This window comes from Pseudomonas sp. TE31087, assembly GCF_057284075.1.
The window spans coordinates 5449014-5470616 of record NZ_JBXVNN010000001.1 but is presented as its reverse complement, the minus strand read 5'-3'; the positions used below and the strand labels follow the sequence as shown (position 1 = coordinate 5470616).

The following is a 21603-nucleotide window of genomic DNA, read 5'->3' as shown; positions in this document are numbered from 1 at the left end:
CTCAGCCCTGCACCACGCGCAGCACTTCGGCCAAACTGGTCTCGCCACGGGCCAGGCAGTCGCGGGCCTCAGCCACCAGGCTCTGCCGGCGGCCATCCAGGTAGGCCTGCATGGCCAGCTCGCTCTCGCCGTCGTAGAGCAAGGTGACCAGCCCGGCATCCAGCTCGATGAATTCGTACAGCCCCAGCCGACCGACATAGCCACTGCCCTGGCAGTGCTCGCAGCCGACCGGGTGATAGCTCTCGCGCAGGCTGCCCAGCTCCGGCCACAGCTCGCGCTCGGCGCCTTGCAGCGGCTGGGCCACCGCGCAGGCACACAGCCGCCGCACCAGGCGCTGGGCCAGCACGCCGCGCAGGCACGAGGCGATCAGGAAGGGTTCGATGCCCATGTCGCGCAGGCGGGTCACCGCGCCCACGGCGCTGTTGGTGTGCAGGGTGGACAGCACCAGGTGACCGGTGAGGCTGGCCTGCACGGCGATCTGCGCGGTTTCCTGGTCGCGGATTTCGCCGAGCATGATCACGTCCGGGTCCTGGCGCAGGATTGCGCGCAGGCCGCTGGCGAAGGTCAGCCCGGCGCGGGGGTTGATGGCGGTCTGGCCGATGCCGGCGATGGCGTACTCGACCGGATCCTCGACGGTGAGGATGTTGCGGCTGCCGTCGTTCAGACTGTTGAGGCTGGCGTACAGCGTGGTGGTCTTGCCCGAGCCGGTCGGGCCGGTGGACAGCACGATGCCGTTGGGCCGCGCCAGGCATGAGCGCAAGCCGCGCAGCACGGCGGCGGGCATGCCCAGGTTGTCCAGCGCCAGCAGGCTGGCCTGCTTGTCGAGCACGCGCATCACCACCCGCTCGCCATGGATCCCGGGCAGGGTCGAGACCCGCACATCCACCTCGCGCCCGGCCGCGCGCAGGGTGATGCGGCCGTCCTGGGGCTGGCGCTTCTCGGCGATGTCCAGCCGGGCCATGACCTTGATCCGCGACACCAGCATCGCCGACAGCGCCCGGGGCGGGCGCAGCACTTCGCGCAGGTGGCCGTCGACGCGCAGGCGCACCACCAGGCTCTGCTCGAAGGTCTCGATATGGATGTCCGAGGCGCGCAGGCGCAGGGCCTGGCCGAACAGGCCGTTGATCAGGCGGATCACCGGGGCTTCGTCATCGCTTTCCAACAGGTCCTCGATGCGCGGCATCTCGCTCATCAGGCTGTCCAGGTCGACCTGCTCGCCGATGCCTTCGATCAAGGCCTCGTTCGCCGCCTCGCCGGCCTGGTAGAGCTGGCCGAGCCGCTCGTCGAAGTTCGCGCTGTCGAGGTGCTCGACGCCCACCGGCTGGCCATGCACGCGCAGCAGCTCCTGCAACTGGTCGCTGTCGGCGTCACTGCGCAGCCACAGCTGCCAGCCGCCTTCGGTCGGCGCCATGGCCACGCCGCTCAGGCGCGCCAGGCGATAGGGCAGCATCACCAGTCACCGCCTTCGAGGCGTGCCCGGCTGGAGGGAAACACCTGCAGCAGCGGCAGGCCTTCGGCCAGAGCCGGCAGCTTGAGCGGGGTGTTCTGCTGAAGGCTCTGGTACTTCTGCTGGCTCAATCCGGCCAGGCTCTCGCCGTCGCGCAGGATGCGCGGACGGATGAACACCATCAGGTTCTGCTTGGTGTTCTTGCTGGCGTCGGAGCGGAACAGCCGGCCCAGGTAGGGAATGTCGCCGAGCAGCGGCACGCGCTGGTTGCTGGTGGAGAGCTCGTCGCTGATCAGCCCGCCGAGGATCACCAGGCCGTTGTCCTCGACCATCACCTTGGTCTTGATCTCGCGCTTGTTAGTGATCACGTCGCTGGCGGCGCTGGAATCGGCGATCGACGACACTTCCTGGACGATGTCCAGGCGCACGCTGTTGTCGACGTTGACTTGCGGCTTGATGCGCAGCTTCACCCCCACCTCCTTGCGCTCGATGGTCTGGTAGGGGTTGGCGTTGTTCTGGGTGACGGAACCGGTGACGAACGGCACTTCCTGGCCGACCAGGATCGACGCCTCGGCGTTGTCCAGGGTCAGCAGGGTCGGCGTGGACAGCAGGTTGAAGCCGCTCTTGCCCTTGAGCGCGTTGACCAGCATGGCGAAGTTGAAGCCGCCGCCGATATGGCCGATGCCGGCGGTGGCGCCGGTGGTGGCCGACAGCAGCTTGCCGAGTTTTTCGTTGTCGCCGCTGCTGGCAGCCCCGGCGATGCTGGCGATGTTCACCCCGTTGCCGCCGAAGTTGACGATGCCGGCGCCGAACTTCTCGTCGGCGAACAACCACTGCACGCCCAGCTCCTGGGCGCTGCTGTCGGACACCTCGGCGATGATCGCCTCGACCACCACCTGCGCCCGGCGGATGTCCAGCTGCTCGACGATGCTGCGGAAGGCGGCCAGCTCGCTGTCCGGGCCGACCATGACCACGGCGTTGGTGCCCTCCTCGTATTCCAGGCGGATCCCCGAATCGCTGGCCGCCGGCACCGGCGCCGCGTCCTTGCCCTCGCCTTCGGCGGCCGGTACCGCGCCGGCCTGGCTCAGGCCGCGCAACACCTTGACCACCTCGGCGGCGTTGGCATGGCGCAGGTACATGACCTGGGTATTGCTGCTGCGCAGGTTGTCGCCGGGCCGGTCGAGCTGGGCCAGCAAGGCCCGCACCCGCTCGCGGCTGTCGGCGCTGCCGCGTACCAGCAAGGCGTTGCTGCGCGGATCGGCGACCACCTGGGCGGCATCGCCGCCCTGCTCGCGGGCCAGCAGGCGGGTCACCAGGCCCGCGGTGTCGGCGGCGCTGGCGTGCTTGAGCGGGATGACCTGCAACGGCTCGTCGCTGACCTGGTCGAGCTGGCGCAGCAGGCTGTCGATGCGCTCCAGGTTGCTGCGCCAGTCGGTGACCACCAGCAGGTTGGCGGCCGGGTACGGGGTGATCACGCCGACCCGTGGGTCGATCAGCGGCTTGAGGATGCCGAGCATCTGCTCACTGGCGGCGTTGCGTACGTTGAACACGCGGGTGGCCACGCCATCGCTGCCCTCGGACTTCTTGCCGGCGCTCTCCACCGGCACCGGCTCCAGGCGCGCGGCCTGGTCGGGGACGATTTTCACGCTGCCATTGGGCAGGTCCACGGCGGCGAAGCCCTGGGCCCGCAGCTGGGCCAGGAAGATATCGTAGATGGCGTCGGCGTCATGCCGATCGACCGTGCGCACGGTGACCTTGCCCTGCACCCGCGGGTCGACGATGAAGGTGGTGCCGGTGATGCGTGACACGCTGTTGATGAACTCACCCAGTTCGGTGTCGACGAAATTGACCTCGTACAGCGGCGTGCCGTCGTCGGCGAACACCTCCGGCTCTTCGGCCCGGGCCAGGGACATACCGAGCATCAGCAGCCCGGCCAGACAGTACCTTGCAATCATCATTCATCCTTGGCGCTTGAAGCCGGTCACGGCGGGGCGTGGCGGCCAGGGCAGGCGCTCGCGCCGGCCGTTGTTGTCGAAGATCAGGCCATCGACGTCGATGTCCTGCAGCACGATGCCCGGCGCCAGGCGCTGGCCACGGCCGAGGGTGCGCACCTGCTGGCCGTGGCGCAGCACCACCACGCTGGCCGACAGCGGCTGGGCCTTGAGCCCGCCCAGGTAGGCCAGGGGCAGGCGGGTGATGGGAATACTTCCGTCATCGACGGGGGCTTGCCAGTGCTCCACCAGCAGGCCCGGCAGCGCGACATCCGCCTGAACCGGTGCGCTGGCCGGCAGCGGCTGGCGGCTGAGCAGCAGCACGCATTGCGCCGCCAGCCAGCCGGCCAGGCTCAGCAAGGCGAAGGTGGCCAGGCGCGAAGTCACGCCGCCACCTGGTGCGGGTGCCAGCCCGGATGGCCCTGGACGTAGCGCACCGCCGGCAATTGCAGTGTTGCCAGCGCCCAGCCCGGCGTCTGCCGGGTCAGCCAGGCTTCCAGGGTCTGCCACAGCGGTACACCGGCCTGGGCGTCGAAGTGCAGGCCGAAGGTGCGGCACAGGCCTTCGACCGGTTGCAGGCCGATGATGCGCTTGCCGTTAGGGCTGTAGCTCACCTGCCAGTTCTGGCTTTGCCAACGCGGCAGGTCCTGGCTGTTGTCCAGCAGCAGCGGGTCGCCGAACAGTTGCTCGGCGGCGTTCTCCAGCACCTGTTCGACCTGACGCGCCGGGGCTTCGACCACCGGCGCGGGGTAGCCGCCGGTGAGGCTGATCAGGTGTTCGCGGGTAATCGGCTCGCCCGCTTGCAGCGGGTAGTCGTAACGCAGGCCGGGCAGCAGCACCGGCATGCTCGAATCGTCGGCCAGGGCCTGGTGCAGCAAGCGGTCCCAGCTGCCGCCACGGGTATCGCGGCGCCACAGCGCCTCGGGGGCACGGGCCAGGGGCTGGTCGAGCCAGGCGGCATGGCCGCTGCGCTGGCGTTGCAGCTCGCCGCGCAGCTGGCTGGCGCGGGCCTGGGCTTGCGGCCCGAGGCTGTGCTCGAAGGCCGGGAAGAACCGCGCCTCGAACTGCCACTGGCCACCGGCCTGGCGGCACCGCAGGCGAAACGCGCCGCTGGCCCGGCAGCCGGCGAACAGCACCGGCACCCGCCGGCCACTGGCCTGGCTCGCCAGTACCGGCGCGGGCCACAGGTCCTGGCCGCGGGCGCACAGCAGCACATCCACTTCCGGCACCCGCTCGGCCAGCCACAGTCCGGGGCCGGTACCGACATCCGCCAGCGCCACCACCAGGTCGGCCTCGCGCCGGGCCTGCTGGAAGCTCGGTTGCAGCGACTGGTACCACTGTTTCAGCGAGGCTTTCTGGTCCTGGGCGTAAGGGTCGGTGACACCCACCACCGCAATGCGCACGCCGCCGCGCTGGAACACCTTGACGCCTTCGACGCCCAGCGCCTTGGCCTGGGTGTCGGCAAGGCCGGCGCCGAGGGTAATAGAGGAAGACTGGCGATAGAGCCCGGCGCTGCGCTGCGGCCACAGCACCCGCTCGTCGCTGCTGACCCGCACCTCGCTGCCGAGCAACTGGCTGCCCTGCACGCCGCTCTCGCCCTGGGTGAGGTAGGCCAGGCCGCTGCCGTTCCAGCACTGGCCGTTCTCCAGGGTCAGGCACTGCTCGCTGCCGGCTTCGACGCGCAATTGCTCGAGCAACGCCGCGAGTACCGCGTAACCACCGGTACGGGCTTGCCCGCTGAGGCCGGCGTCGAGCAACGGCGCCAGTTCCGGCTGCCCGGCACTGGCATTGGGCCCACTCATCCACGGCGCGCGGCCCAGGTGGCTCACCGGCCCCAGGCGGGTGGCCGGCACCACGGCCTGGCCCGGCTGGCGGGCATCAAGGGTGTCGGCCACATACAGCAGGTCCAGCGCCCGGTCGCTGCCGCCACGCGGCCCCGGTAGCGCGGAACAGGCGCCGAGCAACGGCGCCAGCGCACCGACGCCCATCCACCCGATCACCTCGCGCCTGCCCACACTGCTTGCCATCGACTCCGCCATCCCTGTTCACGTTGGGCTCCGGATATTGCGGCGTTGGCGTGACAGTTTGATGGCAGAAATCCGCTGCTAATTCCAAAACAGACTTGATTAGGCCTTTAGTAATAGCAGCGCGTTTTAAACGCCCTTTAACATTTCTGCCAATCAATCGACATACTTGCCGTCTACAGTCGCGGTTTCCTTCAACTCAGCTAATAAAAGGACACCCTGATGAGTCGAGATACCGGCGATAACCTGGACCGGAACCTGAGCGGCAACCTGCCGATGGCCAGTGTCATGGACACCTACCTGAGCCGTCGCGCCGTGGTGCGCGGCAGCCTCGGCGCCGCCATCGCCATGATCGCCGGCACCGGCCTGACCGGTTGCTTCGACGGCGGCGGCGGTTCCGACAACGACGATCCAGCGCCCCAGCCGGAGAAACCGAAACTCAAGCTGGGCTTCAATTCAATCCCAGGCTCGCGCACCGATGCCTGCGTGGTCGCCGCCGGCTACAGCGCCTATGTGCTGGCGCCCTGGGGCACGCCGCTGAACGCCACCGCCAACCCATGGAAGGCCGACGGCAGCAACACCTCCACCGACCAGGCCAACGCCATGGGCATGCACCATGACGGCATGCACTTCTTCCCCATCAACGGCAGCTCCAGCGATGGCCTGCTGGCGATCAACTTCGAGTACATCGACACCGCCGCCCTGCACCCGGCCGGCCCTACCACCGTCGCCGGCAAGCGCCCGGTCGAGGAGGTGCGCAAGGAGATCAACGCCCATGGCGCGGGCGTGGTGCGTATCAGCAAGGTCGCCGGGCGCTGGCAGGTGGTCGACAACGACCCGCTCAACCGCCGCTTCACCACCGTCTCGCTGATGGACATTGCCGGCCCCCTGCGCGGCACCGACCACGTCAAGACCAAGTTCTCGCCCACCGGCACCCAGTGCCGCGGCACCAACAACAACTGCGGCAACGGCTACACCCCGTGGGGCACCTACCTGACCTGCGAAGAGAACTGGCCCGGCATCTTCGTCAACAAGGGCACGCGCCCGGCCAACCAGGTGCGTATCGGCGTCGCCACCAGCAGCGGCCAGTACAAATGGGAAACCGCGGCCGGTGACGCCAGCGAAGTGGCCGGCGAGTTCGCCCGCTTCGACATCACCCCCACCGGCGCCAGCGCCACCGACGACTTCCGCAACGAAGCCAGCACCTATGGCTACATCGTCGAGATCGACCCGTACACCAGCAACACCCTGGCAGTGAAACGCACCGCTCTGGGCCGTTTCCGCCACGAAGGCTGCTGCCCGGGCCTGCCGGTGGCCGGCAAGCCGCTGGTCTGGTACACCGGCGACGATTCCAACAACGAGTACCTGTACAAGTTCGTCTCCGACGCGCTATGGGACCCGGCTGACGCCAACCCGGCCGACCGCCTGGCCACCGGCGCCAAGTACCTGGACAAGGGCAAGCTCTACGTGGCCCGCTTCGACGCCAACGGCACCGGCGCCTGGCTGCTGCTCGACGTCGCCACCCCGACCACCGGCGGCAGCACCCTCGGCGCGCTGTTCACCGATTTGCCAGGCATCATCCTCAACACCCGTGGCGCCGCCGACGCCGTGGGCGCCACGCCCATGGACCGCCCGGAGTGGACCGCCGTCAACCCGCTCAACGGCGACGTCTACCTGACCCTGACCAACAACAGCGCGCGCACCGCCGCCAAGGTCGACGCGGCCAACCCGCGCGGCCCGAACCGCCATGGCCACATCATCCGCTGGCACGACAGCGACGACCACAAGACCTTCACCTGGGACATCTTCGTGTTCGGCGCCAACGCCGCCGGCGCCCCGGACATCAACCGCTCGGGCCTGACCGAACTGAACCAGTTCGCCAGCCCCGACGGCATGAGCTTCGATAGCCGCGGCGTGCTGTGGTTCGAGACCGACAACGGTGAGGCTACCCTGACCAGCTACACCAACGACCAACTGCTGGCGGTGATCCCCACCGACCTGGTGGACGCCAACGGCAAGCAGATCCCGGTCAACGCCACCAACCAGGCGGCCCTGCGCCGCTTCTTCGTCGGCCCGAACGGTTGCGAGGTGACGGGCATCGCCTTCACCCCGGACAACAAGACGATGTTCGTCAACATCCAGCACCCGGACAACTGGCCGACCACCGACAAGGCCACCGACGTCACGCCGACCGGCACCACGGTGCGGCCACGGGCTTCGACGGTGGTGATCCAGCGTAACGATGGCGGGGAGATCGGCACGGCCTGATCGAGTCGACCGGTGTTCCCACAGTGACAAACGAAAAAGCCGCCCATGGGCGGCTTCTTTCGATTCGACTGAGGCTCAGTAGACCTCGAGGTTCCAGCCCACTGGTTCGACAGGTTCCCCTTTGAGGATCTTCTCTGCCCGCTCGGCCATTGCCTTGCACAACTCCTCGCCCGTCATCTCACGCTTCTTCGCAGTGTTGGCGGGGGTTGGTTTGCGAACCAGTGGTGTACGCAACTCAATTCTCATATTCATGCTCCTTGTCGCAGGGCACGCCTTGCGCGCCAGCGTGGCCTGCCTCAGGCGAGGCTAGCATCTTGCCCAAATGGTAGCAGACAGGGTTCATCAACTGCACGAACAGGTCTGCAGGGTCCGCATTCATCAGCATGTTCTCGGCATTCTTGCTGACGTTCAAGACGCCCATCAATGCCCCCTGATGATAGAGGGGCAGACTGATCAGCGATTTCGCATGATCAAGCTTGCGGTAGTAATCCTTTACCTGTTGCTCGTATCTGGGATTGATTTCGCTGTTGATGATTTTCTGATTGGCGAACCACAGGGCCATGGTTTCATTGATGTTCGGTACATAGCCAGGTTGACCGGTCGCCGCCGCTCGCGCCGGCCCCGGGAGATTTGGATGATGGAACGAGGGGTCATAGCACGCCGTTCGAGTGAATGGCAGGCAGATCTGCTCGGCCGACGCATCGGGACGCCCGGGGCATGATGAGTTGACGGATAGCCCTGTGTCCTGGATGAACAGGATGCCCGAGCAGCGCTCTATCACCACGTCATAGGATTGGTTGTGCAGAAAGAACTCGTATTGCAGCAACCAGTCCTGCAATGCGTATGAGTCCTGGTTGACGAAGGCTTGCGCATCATCCCCCAAGGCCAGGTCACGTACCGGTGTCAGGGAAATTTCGTCCCGGTACAGGACCCGCATGATATTCGCATGGTAAGTGACGAAACGGTTGGATGCCGAGACGCCATCCCACAGCCTGGTGAGGCTCAGGATGATCGACATGATGGTTCGAATGCGCTGTACGATCGTTTCCGGGCTGAGCGTACGAGCCTCGTGCTTGGTCAGCTGACGCAACTCGCCGATTGTCCTCAGCGCATCCACATAGTCATTGATGAACTGCCGAGGAGGCAGATTGGTCAGACGCCCTTCCATCTCGCGGCGTTGACGTTCCAGGTCGGCCTCCTTGCGACGTGCGATATCCGTCAAACCCAATTCGCGCAGCCACACCAGCACAAGCGCAACCACGGTCAGGCAGAGCGCGATAATGGAGTGCGCGTAGGTTTCAGGTACAGGGAGCGATGTGTCATCGATCAGGTACTTGCACTGTTCGAGGATCGGAGTGCTGCAGATCGATACGAATCCCGCACTGCCGACAGAAAACACTGCCAGCAAGATCGACCCGGCGGCAGACGCAAAGCACTTCGAGAGCCCTATCCGGAAACGCCCGTCAATGGCCACGCCATCACTCAGGGCCTGGAGGGTTTTCTCGCCCCAGTTGGGGCGGGTGGTGTTCAGCATGAGAGGTGAATACCCAGTAGAACATGTGGTCGGCGGGTAGCTTAGCCGCCCACGTCACCGCCCATGCTGAACGGATCAACTCATCCGACATTTCCTACGATACATAGCGAATTTCCAACCATCAGTAACAAAGCTTTACCAGGCTACGGGCTCCCGCCCCCTGACCCGCACCTGCTGCGCCGGCACCCACGCATGCCACTGCACCACGCCCAGCGCCTCGATCTGGAACTGGCTGCGCAGCGTGCGTCCCTCTTCCTCGAACGACAGCTGCAGCACGAAATGGCCGCTGTTGAGCAACAACCCTTCGCTGAGTCGGGCGAAGGTCTCGTCATCCACCGCCCCCAGCGCCTGGCGCAATGCCGCGGCATCCACATAGCCCGCCGCCGGCCGGCCGCTGATGATGCGGCTGAGCATCGAACGGGAAAACTGCCCCTCGTACAAGGCCTCCAGCAACGGCAGGTGCTCCAGCCCCAGGGCGTTGGCATTGAGTCGCCAGCCGCCGGTCGATGGCAGTGCGCAAAGCATTCGGTAGCGGCCTTGCCGGCCACTGTCGGGCTCCAGCAGCAGGTTGAGTTCACTGGTGTCGAGCATCGGCTGGTTGGCCGCCAGCCGGGGTGGCTGCTGGCGCAGATACTGGGCACTCTCGGCCCCTTGCAAGCGGGCATCGCTGTCGGCATCCAGCCAGTCAGCCAGGGCATCGACCAGCCGCTCGGCGGCCATGTCGTCACCGAGCAGGTGGCGTAGCTGACGCTCGGCCCGTGGAGCGTCCTCGCCCAGCAGGGCGTTGACGTTGAAGCAACCGTGCTGGTCGATCACCCGCAGTTGCGCCTTGCCGGCGCCGAAGTCGTAGGCCAGCGGCTGCCCACGCAGGGCCTGCCAGAACAGCGGGCTGGCCCGCCAGGCCGGATCGCGCAGGGCCTGGGAGGCATAGGCCAGCCCAGCCTGCTCCATGGCCCGTACCTGCACCCGCTGGTGCAGCAGGCGCACCTCATCCACCTGGCGCCGGCCATCCTCCACCAGCCAGGCCAGCCCCGCCGCGAGCATCGCCAGTACCACCAACACCATCAGCAGTGCCGCGCCCTGTTGTCGCCTGCGCCCCATCCCTGTCTTCCCGTGGCCGCTGAAAAGCGCCAGTCAACACGCCCGTTGTTGCAGTCAGATGGCAGTCATGTGCCCGTCATCTGCGCAGGGCAGGATTGGCCTTCCTTTTTCTTTGACCTGACAGGAGTGGTCTTACATGGGTGGCATCGGAATCTGGCAATTGGTGATCGTGCTGTTGATCGTCTTCCTGCTGTTCGGCACCAAGCGTCTCAAGGGGCTCGGCAGCGATGTCGGTGAAGCGATCCAGGGCTTTCGCAAGTCCATGGGCGGTACTGCCGACAATGGCGTCGAGCAGCAACCCCAGGTGCTGAACAATCAGCCGGTACAGCAGGCGCAGACGGATCGCCAGGCCTGATGTTCGAGATAGGCTTCACCGAACTGCTGCTGGTCGGCATCGTCGCCCTGCTGGTGCTCGGCCCCGAGCGCCTGCCGGTGGCGGCGCGTACCCTCGGCCGTGGGCTGGGCCAGGCGCGGCGGGCGTTGAATGCGCTGAAGGCGCAGGTGGAGCGGGAGATCGACATGCCCGCCCTGGATGCCGTGCCGTTGCAGCGCCTGGAACAAGAGATCCGCCAGGGTATCCAGCTCGACGCGACGCCGGCCAATGATGCGACTCCGGTCGCCCACGCCAAGGAGAGCGCCTGATGTCCCTCGCCCTCGAACAGGCGGCGCGTATGCCGCTGACCGACCACCTGCGCGACCTGCGCAAGCGCCTGGTGCGTTGCCTGCTGGTGGTCGCGCTGGTGTTCTGCGGCTTGTTCCCCTTCGCCCAGACGCTGTACACGCAGATCTCCGAACCGCTGCGCCGCTACCTGCCCGAAGGCGCCAGCATGATCGCCACCAGCGTCACCTCGCCGTTCCTCACACCGTTCAAGCTGACAGCGATGTGCGCGCTGTTCGTCGCCATGCCGCTGTTGCTGCATCAGGCCTGGGGCTTCATCGCCCCGGGGCTGTACCGCCGCGAGCGACGCATCGCCCTGCCGCTGCTGGTGTCGAGCATCGTGCTGTTCTATGGCGGCATGGCGTTCGCGTTCTTCCTGGTGTTCCCGATGATGTTCGGTTTCTTCGCCAGCGTGACCCCGGACGGGGTGGCGATGATGACCGACATCGGCTTGTACCTGGACTTCATCATGGCGCTGTTCCTGGCGTTCGGCCTGGCCTTCGAGATCCCGGTGGCGACTTTCATCGTGGTCTGGGCGGGGCTAACCGACGTAGCCACGCTGCGGCGCAGCCGGCCCTATGTGATCGTCGGGTGTTTCGTGGTGGGGATGATCCTGACGCCGCCGGATGTGTTTTCCCAGACCATGCTGGCGGTGCCGATGTGGGTGCTGTTCGAGGTGGGGTTGCTGGCGTGTGGGTTGGTGCGCCGGGCGGTCTAACACTGTACCGGCCCTATCGCGGGGCAAGCTGAACTGGTCAAGTAATTTTGGACACCGGTTAAGGTTCATGCCGCTGCCTTGAGCTTTTCCTCCATGGCTACTGGCGTTTCATAGCCGTTGTAGCTGTGGAGGCGCTTGAGGTTGTAGCGCATCAGATAAGCCTGGATATCCACTCGTGCCTGCGCTTCGGTCTCGTAACCCTCTGCCGGCACCCATTCTGATTTCAATGCTCCGAAGAATCGCTCCATGGCAGCGTTATCCCAGCATTGGCCTCGATGGCTCATGCTCTGGTTCAAGTTGTACTCATCGAGCGCGGCTCTGAATTTATGGCTGGTGTACTGACAGCCCTGGTCTGAATGAAACATTACGCCCGCCGGCCTACCCCGCGATTCAGCGGCCATGCGCAGGGCGTTACAAGCTAAGTTGGCATCTGCAATCATCGAGAATGCCCAACCCACTACGCGACGGGCATAGAGGTCAATCACGGCGGCTAGGTACAGCCAGCGCCTGCCAACCTGGATATAGGTCACATCGCCACACCAAACCTCATTGATCGCCGAAACCTTGAAATTGCGCTTCAGCTGATTCTCGGCGATCAACGCTTCTGCCCCTGATGACCGATAGCGGTGCGGCCTGCGCTGCTTGCACTTCAGGCCAGCTTCGCGCATTAGCGCACGCACCTTGTATCGTCCGATTTCATGGCCGTCATGCCGCAATTCCTGCGCCAGGGTTCGCGAGCCAGAAGCACTTCGCGATGCGTTGAAGTGCTTGATTACCAGCAGGCGTAGCGCATCTCTTGCCGGGTTTTCACGTCCTTGCCGTTTGCGCCACGCATAGAAACTGCTGCGCTTAACCCCAAGCACGCGGCAGCAGTCGACAACAGGGTATTGCTCACTCAGCTCGTTGATCAGCGAGAACGATCTTTGGAGTCCCGAAGCAGGAGAGCACTGGCCTTTTTTAGGATTTCGATATCCCGATCCTTTTGCCGAACCAGCGCTTCGAGTTCTTCAATTCGTTGCTGCTCGGGTGTGATCGCTTTGGCTCCAGCCGGAACCTTACCGGCTCTCTCTTCACGCACCTGATCAACCCAGCGGCGAAGCGCGGTAGAGCCCAGCCCAAGGGCGGCACAGACCTCAGGAACTGACTGCCCACCGTCCAGCACCATTTCGGCAGCTTGGACTTTGTATTCTCTTGAATAAGATTTACGCACTGATTTTGCCTCCAATTGGGCGCCATCATAGCGCCCGATGAAGGTGTCCAAAATCATTAGGCCAGTTCAAGCCCGCTCCCACGCCAATCGCACATTTGCACACTCTGCGTGGGAGCGGGCTTGCCCCGCGATAGGGCCATCGGCTCAACCGGAACGGTTCAACCCCACCTCCATGTCATCGATCAACGCCTTGGCCATGGCACTGAGGATCCGCGCCGAGCTGCCGGCCAACAGGTCACCCTCCATTTCCGCCTCGCAGGTCAGGTGGCGGATGCAGCCGAGCAGCACCGACAACTCGCTGAAGGCGTCCTCGAAGGAAACACCCGGCTCGACCTTGAACAGGTCCAGGCAGACCGTACGGCCTGCGGTATGGCCACGAGTCATGGTCGGGCCTCCGGTTTGTGTTCGAGCAGGGCGCAGGCCAGTTGGCCTAGGTAGTCGCTGGCGGTGAACAGACGATCCTGAACTTCACCGGGTTCGGTCTGGAAGTAGATATCGAGCACATCGGAAATGGCGGTGGCTACCTCGACAGCAGCGGCCATCGCCTCCTCGCGGGTGAGCGTGGAACGGATGCTGATGAAGGGTGCGAGACGGGGTGGGTCAGGTACGCGTTTTTTCATTGGGAAGTTCCTTCGTGATTTAACCAGGAACCGCCACTTGATCGTTCTCACATGATTGGGTGGCAGCCGTACACGGTGTGAGAACCCGGTCACGAAGAAAACCGGTCAGGCAGAACCTGCCCGCGCACGGCTGCCATAGCAGAGCGGCGTTCTTCGTAATGCGGGTTCTCACACCCGGTCACCAAAATGCGGCGACCCGGTGAAGTTATCCCTGGGGTCTTTCCCCGACAACGCAGCAGCTTCCGGCAAGCGCGTAGGATAGTTCCCAAGCTTTGCTGGCTGAAGCATTTGGTTTCAGGTTCGGAAATATCCGACAGTTTTTGAGATCGCCGGGGCTGCTGCGCAGCCCTTTCGCGACACAAGGCCGCTCCCACAGGATATGTGCCAGTTCTGCCATGGTGCGGTCCCTGTGGGAGCGGCCTTGTGTCGCGAAAGGGGCGCAAAGCGCCCCCAGAATCAAGAATGAGATTCCTGATCAGACCAGTGGTATTGACCTGGTATTAAAGTGGTATTAATTTCCACCCAACAACAATATCGGACACCGCCCATGCGTCCTCTATCGGCCCTGCGCCCCGACGACACCAGCGCCACCCCGCTCTACCTGCAGCTGGCGCGCAACCTTGAGCAGGCCATCCACGCCGGCCAATGGACCGCCGACCAGGCGCTGCCTTCGGAGCGCACCCTCAGCGAAACCCTGGACATCTCCCGGGTCACCGCGCGCAAGGCCCTCGAGGTCCTGCTCGAACAAGGCCTGATCCATCGCATCCAGGGCTCCGGCACCTTCATCACGCCACGCCTGGAACAACCCCTGTCACGCCTGTCGAGCTTCAGCGAAATGCTGCGCATGAAAGGCTTCGTACCCAGCTCCCAGTGGCTCGAGCGCAGCATCGGCACCCCGAGCAACGACGAACTGATCCGCCTCGGCCTGTCGCCCACCGACCAGGTGGTCCACCTCAAGCGCCTGCGCAAGGCCGACGACATCGTCATGGCGGTGGAGGTCAGCACCCTGCCCGCCCGCCTGCTTGGCGACCCGCAGGCCATCGGCGATTCGCTCTACCAGCACCTCGACCGGCTCGGCCGCCCGGTGGTCCGCGCCCTGCAACACATCCGCGCGATCAACGCCGGCGAAGAGCTGGCCGCCCAGGTGGGCATCGCCCCCGGCACCGCCATGCTGCTGATGACCCGCATCGGCTACCTCGACGACAACACCGCCATCGAGCTGACCGACACCTACTGCCGCAACGACTACTACGACTTCGTCGCCGAACTGCGACGCTGACCGGAGCCCCCATGGACATCGCCAATATCCTCACCCCCGACGGCTGGGTGCGCGGACAACTGCACCTGGAAAACGGCCGCATCCGGGCCATCGACGGCACGCCGTGCGACCCGCAGGCCAACGACCTGCCGTACCTGCTGCCCGGTTTCATCGACCTGCACGTGCACGGCGGTGGCGGCAGCGACATCATGCAGGGCGGCGACGCCTTCGCCACCATCGCCCGCACCCACCGACGCTTCGGCACCACCTCGCTGCTGGCCACCACCATGACCGCGCCCCGCGAGGAACTGACCCGCGTGCTCGCCGAACTGGGCGAGCACCTCAAGCAACCGCGCCAGGGTGCGCGCATCCTCGGCGTGCACCTGGAAGGCCCGTACATCAACCCCGGCAAGCTCGGCGCGCAGCCGAACTTCGCCCACCAGGCGCTGCTCGACGAAGTCGAGCAATACCTGGCCCTGGCGCCGATCAAGGTCATCACCATCGCCCCGGAAATCGCCGGCCACCTGCCGCTGATCCAGGCCCTGAGCCAGCGCGGCATTCGCCTGCAGCTTGGCCACACCCTGGGCAGCTACGAAGAAGGCGTGGCGGCCCTGGAAGCCGGCGCCACCAGCTTCACCCACCTGTACAACGCCATGAGCCCGCTGCACCACCGCGAGCCGGGCATCGTCGGCGCGGCCCTGGCCCACGCCCGCTACGCCGAGCTGATCCCCGACCTGCTGCACGTGCACCCCGGCGCCATGCGCGTGGCCCTGCGCTCGATCCCCTGCCTGTACTGCGTGACCGACTCCACCGCCGCCGCCGGCATGCCCGATGGCGAATACCGCCTGGGCAGCCACACCGTGACCAAGTGCCTGGGCGGCGTGCGCCTGCCCGACGGCACCCTGGCCGGCAGCACCCTGACCATGGACCAAGCGCTACGCAATCTGGTGAAGATCGGCCTGCCGCTGGCCGAAGCGTCCGAGCGCCTGTCACTCCATCCCGCCGATTATCTCGGCATCGCCGACCGTGGCCGCCTGCAAGCGGGCGCCTGGGCCGATGCGGTGCTGCTGGACCGCCAACTGAACCTGACCGCCGTGATGATCGAAGGAGAAACCGCATGAGTTCAAGGATGCTCGAAGAAGCCCGCGCCTGCGCCGAGGTCGTCGAACGTCAGACGCAGACGCTGGACCCACGCCTGCAAACCCTGGCCGAACAGCTGCGCCGGCTCGATCCGCAAGTGGCGCTGACCGTGGCCCGGGGCAGCTCGGACCACGCCGCCAGCTACTTCGCCTACATCGCCATGCAGCAGCTGGGTCTGCCGGTGGCTTCGCTGCCGATGTCGGTGGTGACCCTGCAGCAGGCGCCGCTGCGGGTGCGTGGCCAGGTGGCGCTGGGCTTCTCGCAGTCGGGCCAAAGCCCGGACCTGGTCGACAGCCTGCGGCGCCTGGGCCAGTGCGGGGCGACCACGGTCTCGCTGGTCAACGCCGAAGGCTCGCCCCTGGAGCAGGCCTGCCAGCACCACTTGCCGCTGTGCGCAGGCCCGGAGCTGTCGGTGGCGGCGACCAAGAGCTTCGTCGCCACCCTGGCTGCCGGCGCCCGCCTGGTCGCCCACTGGGGCCAGGACCGCGCCCTGCTGGAAGCCGGCCTGGCCCTGCCCGCGCAGCTGCGCGAGGCCGCGGCGCAGGACTGGAGCCCGGTCATCGACACCCTGCGTGACAGCGAGCGCCTGATGGTGATCGGTCGTGGCGCGGGCTTCGCCATCGCCCAGGAAGCCGCGCTCAAACTCAAGGAAACCTCGGTGATCCAGGCCGAGGCCTTCAGCAGCGCCGAAGTGCGCCATGGCCCGATGGCCCTGATCGATGCCCAGTACCCGCTGCTGGTGTTCGCCCCCCGTGGCGTCGAGCAGGCCGGGCTGCTGCAACTGGCCGCCGACATGCGCCAGCGCGGCGCCCGCGTGCTGCTGGCGGCGCCGGCCGATATCGCCGGGCGCGACCTCACCCTGAGCTGCGCCGAACACCCGGCCCTGGACCCGCTGCTGGCGATCCAGAGCTTCTACATCATGGCCGCGGCCCTGGCCGAGGCCCGCGGCCTCGACCCCGACCAACCGCGTCACCTGAGCAAAGTGACCTGCACGCAGTGAAGCCGCGAGGAACAGCGCATGCCCGACAATAACAAGATTATCCTCCATGCCCCGCTCGCCGGACCGCAGGTACCGCTGGACCAGGTACCGGACCCGGTGTTCAGCAGCGCCACCCTGGGCGACGGCGTCGCCATCGACCCGTTGAACGACATGCTGCACGCGCCCTGCGCGGGCGAAGTGGTGCAACTGGCCCGCACCGGCCATGCGCTGACCCTGCGCGCGGCCAATGGTGCGGAAGTCCTTTTGCATATCGGTGTCGACACCGTGCAGTTGCAGGGGCGCGGCTTCTCGCCGCTGGTGGCGCTGGGCGACCAGGTGACCCTGGGACAACCTCTGGTGCGCTTCGACATGGACCTGGTGGCCCAGCACTGCGTCAGCCTGGTCACCGTGATGCTGGTCAGCAATGGCCCGGGCTTTGGCCTGATGCGGCTGGAGACAGGCACTGCGCGCCTTGGCGCGGCGCTGCTGGAGGTCGAGGCCACGGACAGCGAAGCTGATATACGACCGGTCAGCCATGAGCGTGCAAGTGGTCATGCCCGGGTTGCTCATCACGGTGGCCTGCACGCCCGCCCCGCCGCCCTGCTGCGCCAGACCGCGCAGGGTTTCCAGTGCCATGCCGTGCTGCGTTTCGCCGAGCGCGAGGCCGACCTCAATAGCCTGGTGGCGGTCATGGGCCTGGGCGTTGGCGAAGGTGCCGAAGTCGAACTGATCTGCACCGGGCCGGACAGCCAGGCCGCGCTGCAGGCGTTAATCGCCGCGGTGCAGACCGCCTCGGCCGGTGAGCGCCGTACCACCCATGCGCCCACCAGCGCCGCCACGCCCAAACCCAATGCCGAGCCCGGCGTGCTCAACGGCGCCTGCGCCGCCCCCGGCCTCGCCCTCGGGCCACTGGCGCGCCTGGACGGCATCAGCCTGCCGGCGGACAGCGGCGACAACGATCCCGCCGAGCAGCACCAGGCGTTGAACACTGCCCTGGCCGAAGTCCGCCACGCCATCGACCGCGACTGGCGGCACCTGCCTCGCGGCCAGGAGGACGCGGCGGCGATACTCGAGGCCCACCTGGCCCTGCTCGACGACCCGGCCCTGCTCGGCGACGCCCGCCAGCATATCGCCGGCGGCGTCGCCGCCAGCCATGCCTGGAGCCGCGCCATCGAGACCCAGTGTCAGGTCCTGCGCAGCCTCGGCAATCCGTTGCTGGCCGAGCGCGCCAACGACCTGTACGACCTGCAGCAACGAGTACTGCGCGCCCTGCTCGGCGAAACCCGGCAACTGCGCCTGCCGCCGGCAGCCATCGTCGTCGCCCACGAACTGACCCCCTCCGACCTGCTGCTGCTCGCCCGCCATGATGTCGCCGGGCTTTGCATGGCCGCCGGTGGCGCCACCTCGCACGTCGCCATCCTCGCCCGCGCCCGCGGCCTGCCATGCCTGGTGGCCGTGGGCGAAGCGCTGCTCGACCTGCCCGCCGGCACGCCGCTGGTGCTGGACGCCGACCAGGGTCGCCTGGAAACCCAGGCCGCCCCACAACGCCTGGCCGAGGTCCACTGCCACCTGCAGCAACGCCGCGAAATCCGCCAGCGCCAGCAGGCTGCCGCGCAGCAAGGCGCGCGTACCCGCGATGGCCAGCTGATCGAGGTCGCGGCCAACGTCGCCAGCGCCGAAGAGGCCGCCCAGGCCCTGGCCCAGGGCGCCGACGGCATCGGCCTGCTGCGCAGCGAGTTCCTGTTCATCGACCGCCCCACCGCACCGGACGAGGCCGAGCAGCGCAACGCCTACCAGGCGGTGCTCGACGCCATGGCCGAGCGCCCGGTGATCATCCGCACCATCGACGTCGGCGGCGACAAGCAGCTCGACTACCTGCCCTTGCCGGCCGAGGCCAACCCGGTACTGGGCCTGCGCGGCATCCGCCTGGGCCAGGTGCGCCCGGAGCTGCTCGACCAGCAACTGCGCGCCCTGCTCCAGGTCAGCCCGCAGCGGCGCTGCCGGATCATGCTGCCGATGGTCACCGAGGTCGACGAGCTGATCGCCATCCGCCAGCGCCTCGACCGGCTGGCCGCCGAGCTGGGCGTGACGGCGCGCGCCGAACTGGGGGTGATGATCGAGGTGCCGGCCGCGGCGCTGCTCGCCGAGCGTCTGGCCGAGCACGCAGACTTCTTTTCCATCGGTACCAACGACCTGTCCCAGTACACCCTGGCCATGGACCGTGACCATGCCGGGCTGGCCGCGCGGGTCGATGCCCTGCACCCGGCACTGCTGCGCCTGATCGAGCTGACCTGCCAGGGCGCGGCGAAACACGGGCGCTGGGTCGGCGTGTGCGGCGCGCTGGCCTCCGATCCGCTGGCCACGCCGGTGCTGGTCGGCCTCGGCGTGGCCGAGCTGTCGGTCAGCGCGCCGCAGATCGGTGAGATCAAGGCCCTGGTCCGCCAGCTCGACGCCAGCACCTGCCGCCGTTTCAGCCAGGGCCTGCTGGGCCTGGCCAGCGCCGGCGCCGTACGCCAGGCCTGCCGCGACTTCGCCGCGCAATCCCACGCCCAACCCGCGGCCCCCGTGGCCCTACAACAATAATCGGAGCGCACCATGTACCAGCACTTCATCCAGGGCCTGCAGCGGCTCGGCCGCGCCTTGATGCTGCCCATCGCCATCCTGCCCATCGCCGGCCTGTTGCTGCGCCTGGGCGACACCGACCTGTTCGACATCGCCCTGGTGCATGACGCCGGGCAAGCGATCTTCGCCAACCTGGCGCTGATCTTTGCCATCGGCATCGCCGTCGGCTTCGCCCGCGACAACAACGGCACCGCGGGCCTGGCCGGCGCCATCGGCTACCTGGTGCTGGTGGCGACGCTGAAGGTGATCGATCCGAAGATCGACATGGGCATGCTCGCCGGCATCATCTGCGGCCTGCTCGGCGGCGGTTTGTACAACCGCTTCAAGGACATCCAGCTTCCCGACTACCTGGCGTTCTTCGGCGGCCGGCGCTTCGTGCCGATCGCCACCGGGGTATCGGCGGTGTTTCTCGGGCTGCTGTTCGGCCTGATCTGGCCGCCGATCCAGCACGGCATCAACGAACTCGGCCAACTGATGCTGGAGAGCGGCAGCATCGGCGCGTTTTTCTTCGGCGTGCTCAACCGGCTGCTGATCATCACCGGCCTGCACCATATCCTCAACAACCTGGTGTGGTTCGTCTTCGGCAGCTTCCAGGCGGCCAGCGGCCAGGTGGTCACCGGCGATCTGGCGCGCTTCTTCGCCGGTGACCCTGACGCCGGGCAGTTCATGGCCGGCATGTTCCCGGTGATGATCTTCGGCCTGCCCGCCGCCTGCCTGGCCATGTACCGCCACGCCTTGCCGCAGCGGCGCAAGCTGATCGGCGGGGTACTGCTGTCGATGGCGCTGACCTCGGCGCTGACCGGGGTAACCGAGCCGATCGAATTCGCCTTCATGTTCCTGGCGCCGCTGCTGTACATGATCCATGCACTGCTGACCGGGTTGTCCATGGCCCTCTGCGACCTGCTGGGGATCCGCCTGGGCTTCACCTTCTCCGGCGGCGGCATCGACATGGCCCTGGGCTGGGGACGCTCGAGCAACGGCTGGCTGGTGTTCCCCGTGGGCGTGCTCTATGGGTTGGTCTATTACTTCGTTTTCGACTACTGCATCCGCCGTTTCGACCTGAAGACACCTGGCCGCGAAGAACAGGCGGCCAGCCAGGCCGAGGGCAGCGATGCGCCACGGGCCCGACGCTACATCGACGCCCTCGGCGGCGCGGCCAACCTGCAAGGCGTGGATGCCTGCACCACGCGCCTGCGCCTGGTACTGGCTGACCGTAACCTGGCCCGTGACCAGGACCTGAAAGCCCTCGGCGCCCTCGCGGTGGTGCGTCCCGGTACCGGTGGCAGCCTGCAGGTGGTGGTGGGGCCGATGGCCGATGCGCTGGCCGACGAGATTCGCGCAGAACTGCCCCATGCGCGGGTGGCGGCACCGGTTGCCGAGAAGGCCGCGGTGGCCACCGAGACGGTCGTTGCGGATGAATGGCTGCAGGCCCTGGGCGGGCGCGAGAATGTGCTGGAGGCGCAGTGCGTGGCCTCGAGCCGAGTCAGGGTGCGAGTCAGGGATGAGGCCAAGGTAGAGCAGGAACGCCTGGCCGCCTTGGGATGCCAGGGAGTGAGTCCGCAGGCGGGTGGGGTGTGGCATCTGTTGGTGGGCAGCAAGGCTCCAGCACTGGGCACTGCCTTACAGGGCTGAAAAGCATCGCGGGGCAAGCCCGCTCCCACGAGGCACTTGATAAACCTCGTGGGAGCGGGCTTGCCCCGCGATGACATTCGACGCCGTTCTAGAAGTCAGCCAGCGGCCAGACCTCATAAGCCGGCGTTTCATACGGGTGGCTCTGCTTGAGCGCAGCAACCACCTGGCCGATCAGCGCATCAGCCACCACCAGCTCCACCTTCCACTCCTCGACCACCTCGACCTGGCCGGTCTGCCCGAGGTACGGCTGGCTGCCGTCCAACGGGCGGAACTGGCCCTGGCCGAGGGTCTGCCAGGCGCAGTGGTCGTAGTCGCCGATGCGTCCGCCACCGGCGGCGAACACGGCGGCCTTGACCACCTCGACATGGCTGTCGGGGACGAAGAAGGCGAGCTTGTACACC

The 21603-nt window shown here is 66.7% G+C and carries 21 protein-coding genes; 9 read left to right on the top strand and 12 right to left on the bottom strand.

Going from position 1 to position 21603, the window contains the following annotated elements; genetic code table 11:
- Nucleotide 1: 1 nt before the first annotated feature.
- From ACZ899_RS24740 to ACZ899_RS24725, 4 genes are read right to left on the bottom strand one after another with little or no spacing between them, the layout of a single operon-like run.
- On the bottom strand, nucleotides 2–1450 hold the full coding sequence (locus tag ACZ899_RS24740) for a GspE/PulE family protein (protein WP_234562215.1): 1449 nt from the start codon (nucleotides 1448–1450) through the stop codon (nucleotides 2–4).
- Complete coding sequence (gene gspD / locus ACZ899_RS24735) at nucleotides 1450–3402, bottom strand: type II secretion system secretin GspD (protein WP_203650996.1); 1953 nt, start codon at nucleotides 3400–3402, stop codon at nucleotides 1450–1452. The genes ACZ899_RS24740 and gspD overlap by 1 nt, the downstream gene beginning before the upstream one ends.
- A 3-nt stretch (nucleotides 3403–3405) precedes the next feature.
- Complete coding sequence (locus tag ACZ899_RS24730) at nucleotides 3406–3825, bottom strand: pilus assembly protein PilZ (protein WP_203650992.1); 420 nt, start codon at nucleotides 3823–3825, stop codon at nucleotides 3406–3408.
- Nucleotides 3822–5465: a bifunctional UDP-sugar hydrolase/5'-nucleotidase gene (locus tag ACZ899_RS24725; protein ID WP_234562202.1), complete on the bottom strand. Its 1644-nt coding sequence runs from the start codon at nucleotides 5463–5465 to the stop codon at nucleotides 3822–3824. Before ACZ899_RS24725 ends, ACZ899_RS24730 begins: the two co-directional genes overlap by 4 nt.
- A 219-nt stretch (nucleotides 5466–5684) precedes the next feature.
- Between ACZ899_RS24725 and ACZ899_RS24720 the strand changes: the two genes are divergently transcribed.
- Nucleotides 5685–7730 (top strand): PhoX family protein, encoded by a 2046-nt coding sequence (locus ACZ899_RS24720; RefSeq protein ID WP_234562204.1) that lies wholly within the window; start codon nucleotides 5685–5687, stop codon nucleotides 7728–7730.
- A gap of 75 nt (nucleotides 7731–7805) precedes the next feature.
- Here the strand turns inward: ACZ899_RS24720 and ACZ899_RS24715 are convergent, their stop codons facing one another.
- The 3 genes from ACZ899_RS24715 to gspK form a co-directional block, all read right to left on the bottom strand.
- Entirely contained in the window at nucleotides 7806–7976 is a 171-nt protein-coding gene (locus ACZ899_RS24715; RefSeq protein WP_203650986.1) for a hypothetical protein, read from the bottom strand.
- On the bottom strand, nucleotides 7966–9264 hold the full coding sequence (locus tag ACZ899_RS24710; RefSeq protein ID WP_234562206.1) for a hypothetical protein: 1299 nt from the start codon (nucleotides 9262–9264) through the stop codon (nucleotides 7966–7968). Before ACZ899_RS24710 ends, ACZ899_RS24715 begins: the two co-directional genes overlap by 11 nt.
- Before the next feature lie 135 nt (nucleotides 9265–9399).
- Nucleotides 9400–10365, bottom strand: a complete 966-nt coding sequence (gspK, locus tag ACZ899_RS24705; RefSeq protein WP_234562209.1) for a type II secretion system minor pseudopilin GspK — start codon at nucleotides 10363–10365, stop codon at nucleotides 9400–9402.
- Nucleotides 10366–10501: 136 nt separating this feature from the next.
- Between gspK and tatA the strand changes: the two genes are divergently transcribed.
- Genes tatA through tatC form a run of 3 tightly spaced genes read left to right on the top strand, consistent with a single transcriptional unit; the run spans nucleotide 10502 to nucleotide 11741 of the window.
- Nucleotides 10502–10720: a twin-arginine translocase TatA/TatE family subunit gene (tatA, locus tag ACZ899_RS24700; RefSeq protein WP_062574996.1), complete on the top strand. Its 219-nt coding sequence runs from the start codon at nucleotides 10502–10504 to the stop codon at nucleotides 10718–10720.
- Nucleotides 10720–11007 (top strand): Sec-independent protein translocase protein TatB, encoded by a 288-nt coding sequence (gene tatB / locus ACZ899_RS24695; protein ID WP_234562211.1) that lies wholly within the window; start codon nucleotides 10720–10722, stop codon nucleotides 11005–11007. The genes tatA and tatB overlap by 1 nt, the downstream gene beginning before the upstream one ends.
- Entirely contained in the window at nucleotides 11007–11741 is a 735-nt protein-coding gene (tatC, locus tag ACZ899_RS24690) for a twin-arginine translocase subunit TatC (protein ID WP_232855939.1), read from the top strand. The genes tatB and tatC overlap by 1 nt, the downstream gene beginning before the upstream one ends.
- A 65-nt stretch (nucleotides 11742–11806) precedes the next feature.
- Here the strand turns inward: tatC and ACZ899_RS24685 are convergent, their stop codons facing one another.
- The 4 genes from ACZ899_RS24685 to ACZ899_RS24670 form a co-directional block, all read right to left on the bottom strand.
- On the bottom strand, nucleotides 11807–12640 hold the full coding sequence (locus ACZ899_RS24685) for an IS3 family transposase (RefSeq protein ID WP_485628018.1): 834 nt from the start codon (nucleotides 12638–12640) through the stop codon (nucleotides 11807–11809).
- Nucleotides 12641–12648: 8 nt separating this feature from the next.
- Nucleotides 12649–13008, bottom strand: a complete 360-nt coding sequence (locus tag ACZ899_RS24680) for a transposase (protein WP_485627829.1) — start codon at nucleotides 13006–13008, stop codon at nucleotides 12649–12651.
- 87 nt (nucleotides 13009–13095) lie between these two features.
- Nucleotides 13096–13335, bottom strand: a complete 240-nt coding sequence (locus ACZ899_RS24675) for a DUF3077 domain-containing protein (RefSeq protein WP_050704173.1) — start codon at nucleotides 13333–13335, stop codon at nucleotides 13096–13098.
- Nucleotides 13332–13571 (bottom strand): hypothetical protein, encoded by a 240-nt coding sequence (locus tag ACZ899_RS24670; RefSeq protein ID WP_234561684.1) that lies wholly within the window; start codon nucleotides 13569–13571, stop codon nucleotides 13332–13334. Before ACZ899_RS24670 ends, ACZ899_RS24675 begins: the two co-directional genes overlap by 4 nt.
- A 547-nt stretch (nucleotides 13572–14118) precedes the next feature.
- Here ACZ899_RS24670 and ACZ899_RS24665 point away from each other — a divergent pair.
- The 5 genes from ACZ899_RS24665 to nagE are packed head-to-tail and all read left to right on the top strand — an operon-like array spanning nucleotide 14119 to nucleotide 21202.
- A complete protein-coding gene (locus tag ACZ899_RS24665) occupies nucleotides 14119–14850 on the top strand; it encodes a GntR family transcriptional regulator (RefSeq protein ID WP_234561685.1) in 732 nt (243 codons plus the stop codon).
- 11 nt (nucleotides 14851–14861) lie between these two features.
- Complete coding sequence (gene nagA / locus ACZ899_RS24660) at nucleotides 14862–15950, top strand: N-acetylglucosamine-6-phosphate deacetylase (RefSeq protein WP_234561686.1); 1089 nt, start codon at nucleotides 14862–14864, stop codon at nucleotides 15948–15950.
- The gene (locus tag ACZ899_RS24655; protein ID WP_234561687.1) at nucleotides 15947–16969 is read left to right on the top strand and encodes an SIS domain-containing protein; all 1023 of its coding nucleotides are present in this window, start codon (nucleotides 15947–15949) and stop codon (nucleotides 16967–16969) included. The genes nagA and ACZ899_RS24655 overlap by 4 nt, the downstream gene beginning before the upstream one ends.
- Nucleotides 16970–16987: 18 nt before the next feature.
- Nucleotides 16988–19531 (top strand): phosphoenolpyruvate--protein phosphotransferase, encoded by a 2544-nt coding sequence (ptsP, locus tag ACZ899_RS24650; protein ID WP_234561688.1) that lies wholly within the window; start codon nucleotides 16988–16990, stop codon nucleotides 19529–19531.
- A gap of 12 nt (nucleotides 19532–19543) precedes the next feature.
- Complete coding sequence (gene nagE, locus ACZ899_RS24645; RefSeq protein ID WP_234561689.1) at nucleotides 19544–21202, top strand: N-acetylglucosamine-specific PTS transporter subunit IIBC; 1659 nt, start codon at nucleotides 19544–19546, stop codon at nucleotides 21200–21202.
- Between the two features lie 88 nt (nucleotides 21203–21290).
- Here nagE and ACZ899_RS24640 read toward each other — a convergent pair whose 3' ends face one another.
- On the bottom strand, nucleotides 21291–21602 hold the full coding sequence (locus tag ACZ899_RS24640) for a YqfO family protein (RefSeq protein WP_203650971.1): 312 nt from the start codon (nucleotides 21600–21602) through the stop codon (nucleotides 21291–21293).
- Nucleotide 21603: the final 1 nt, after the last annotated feature.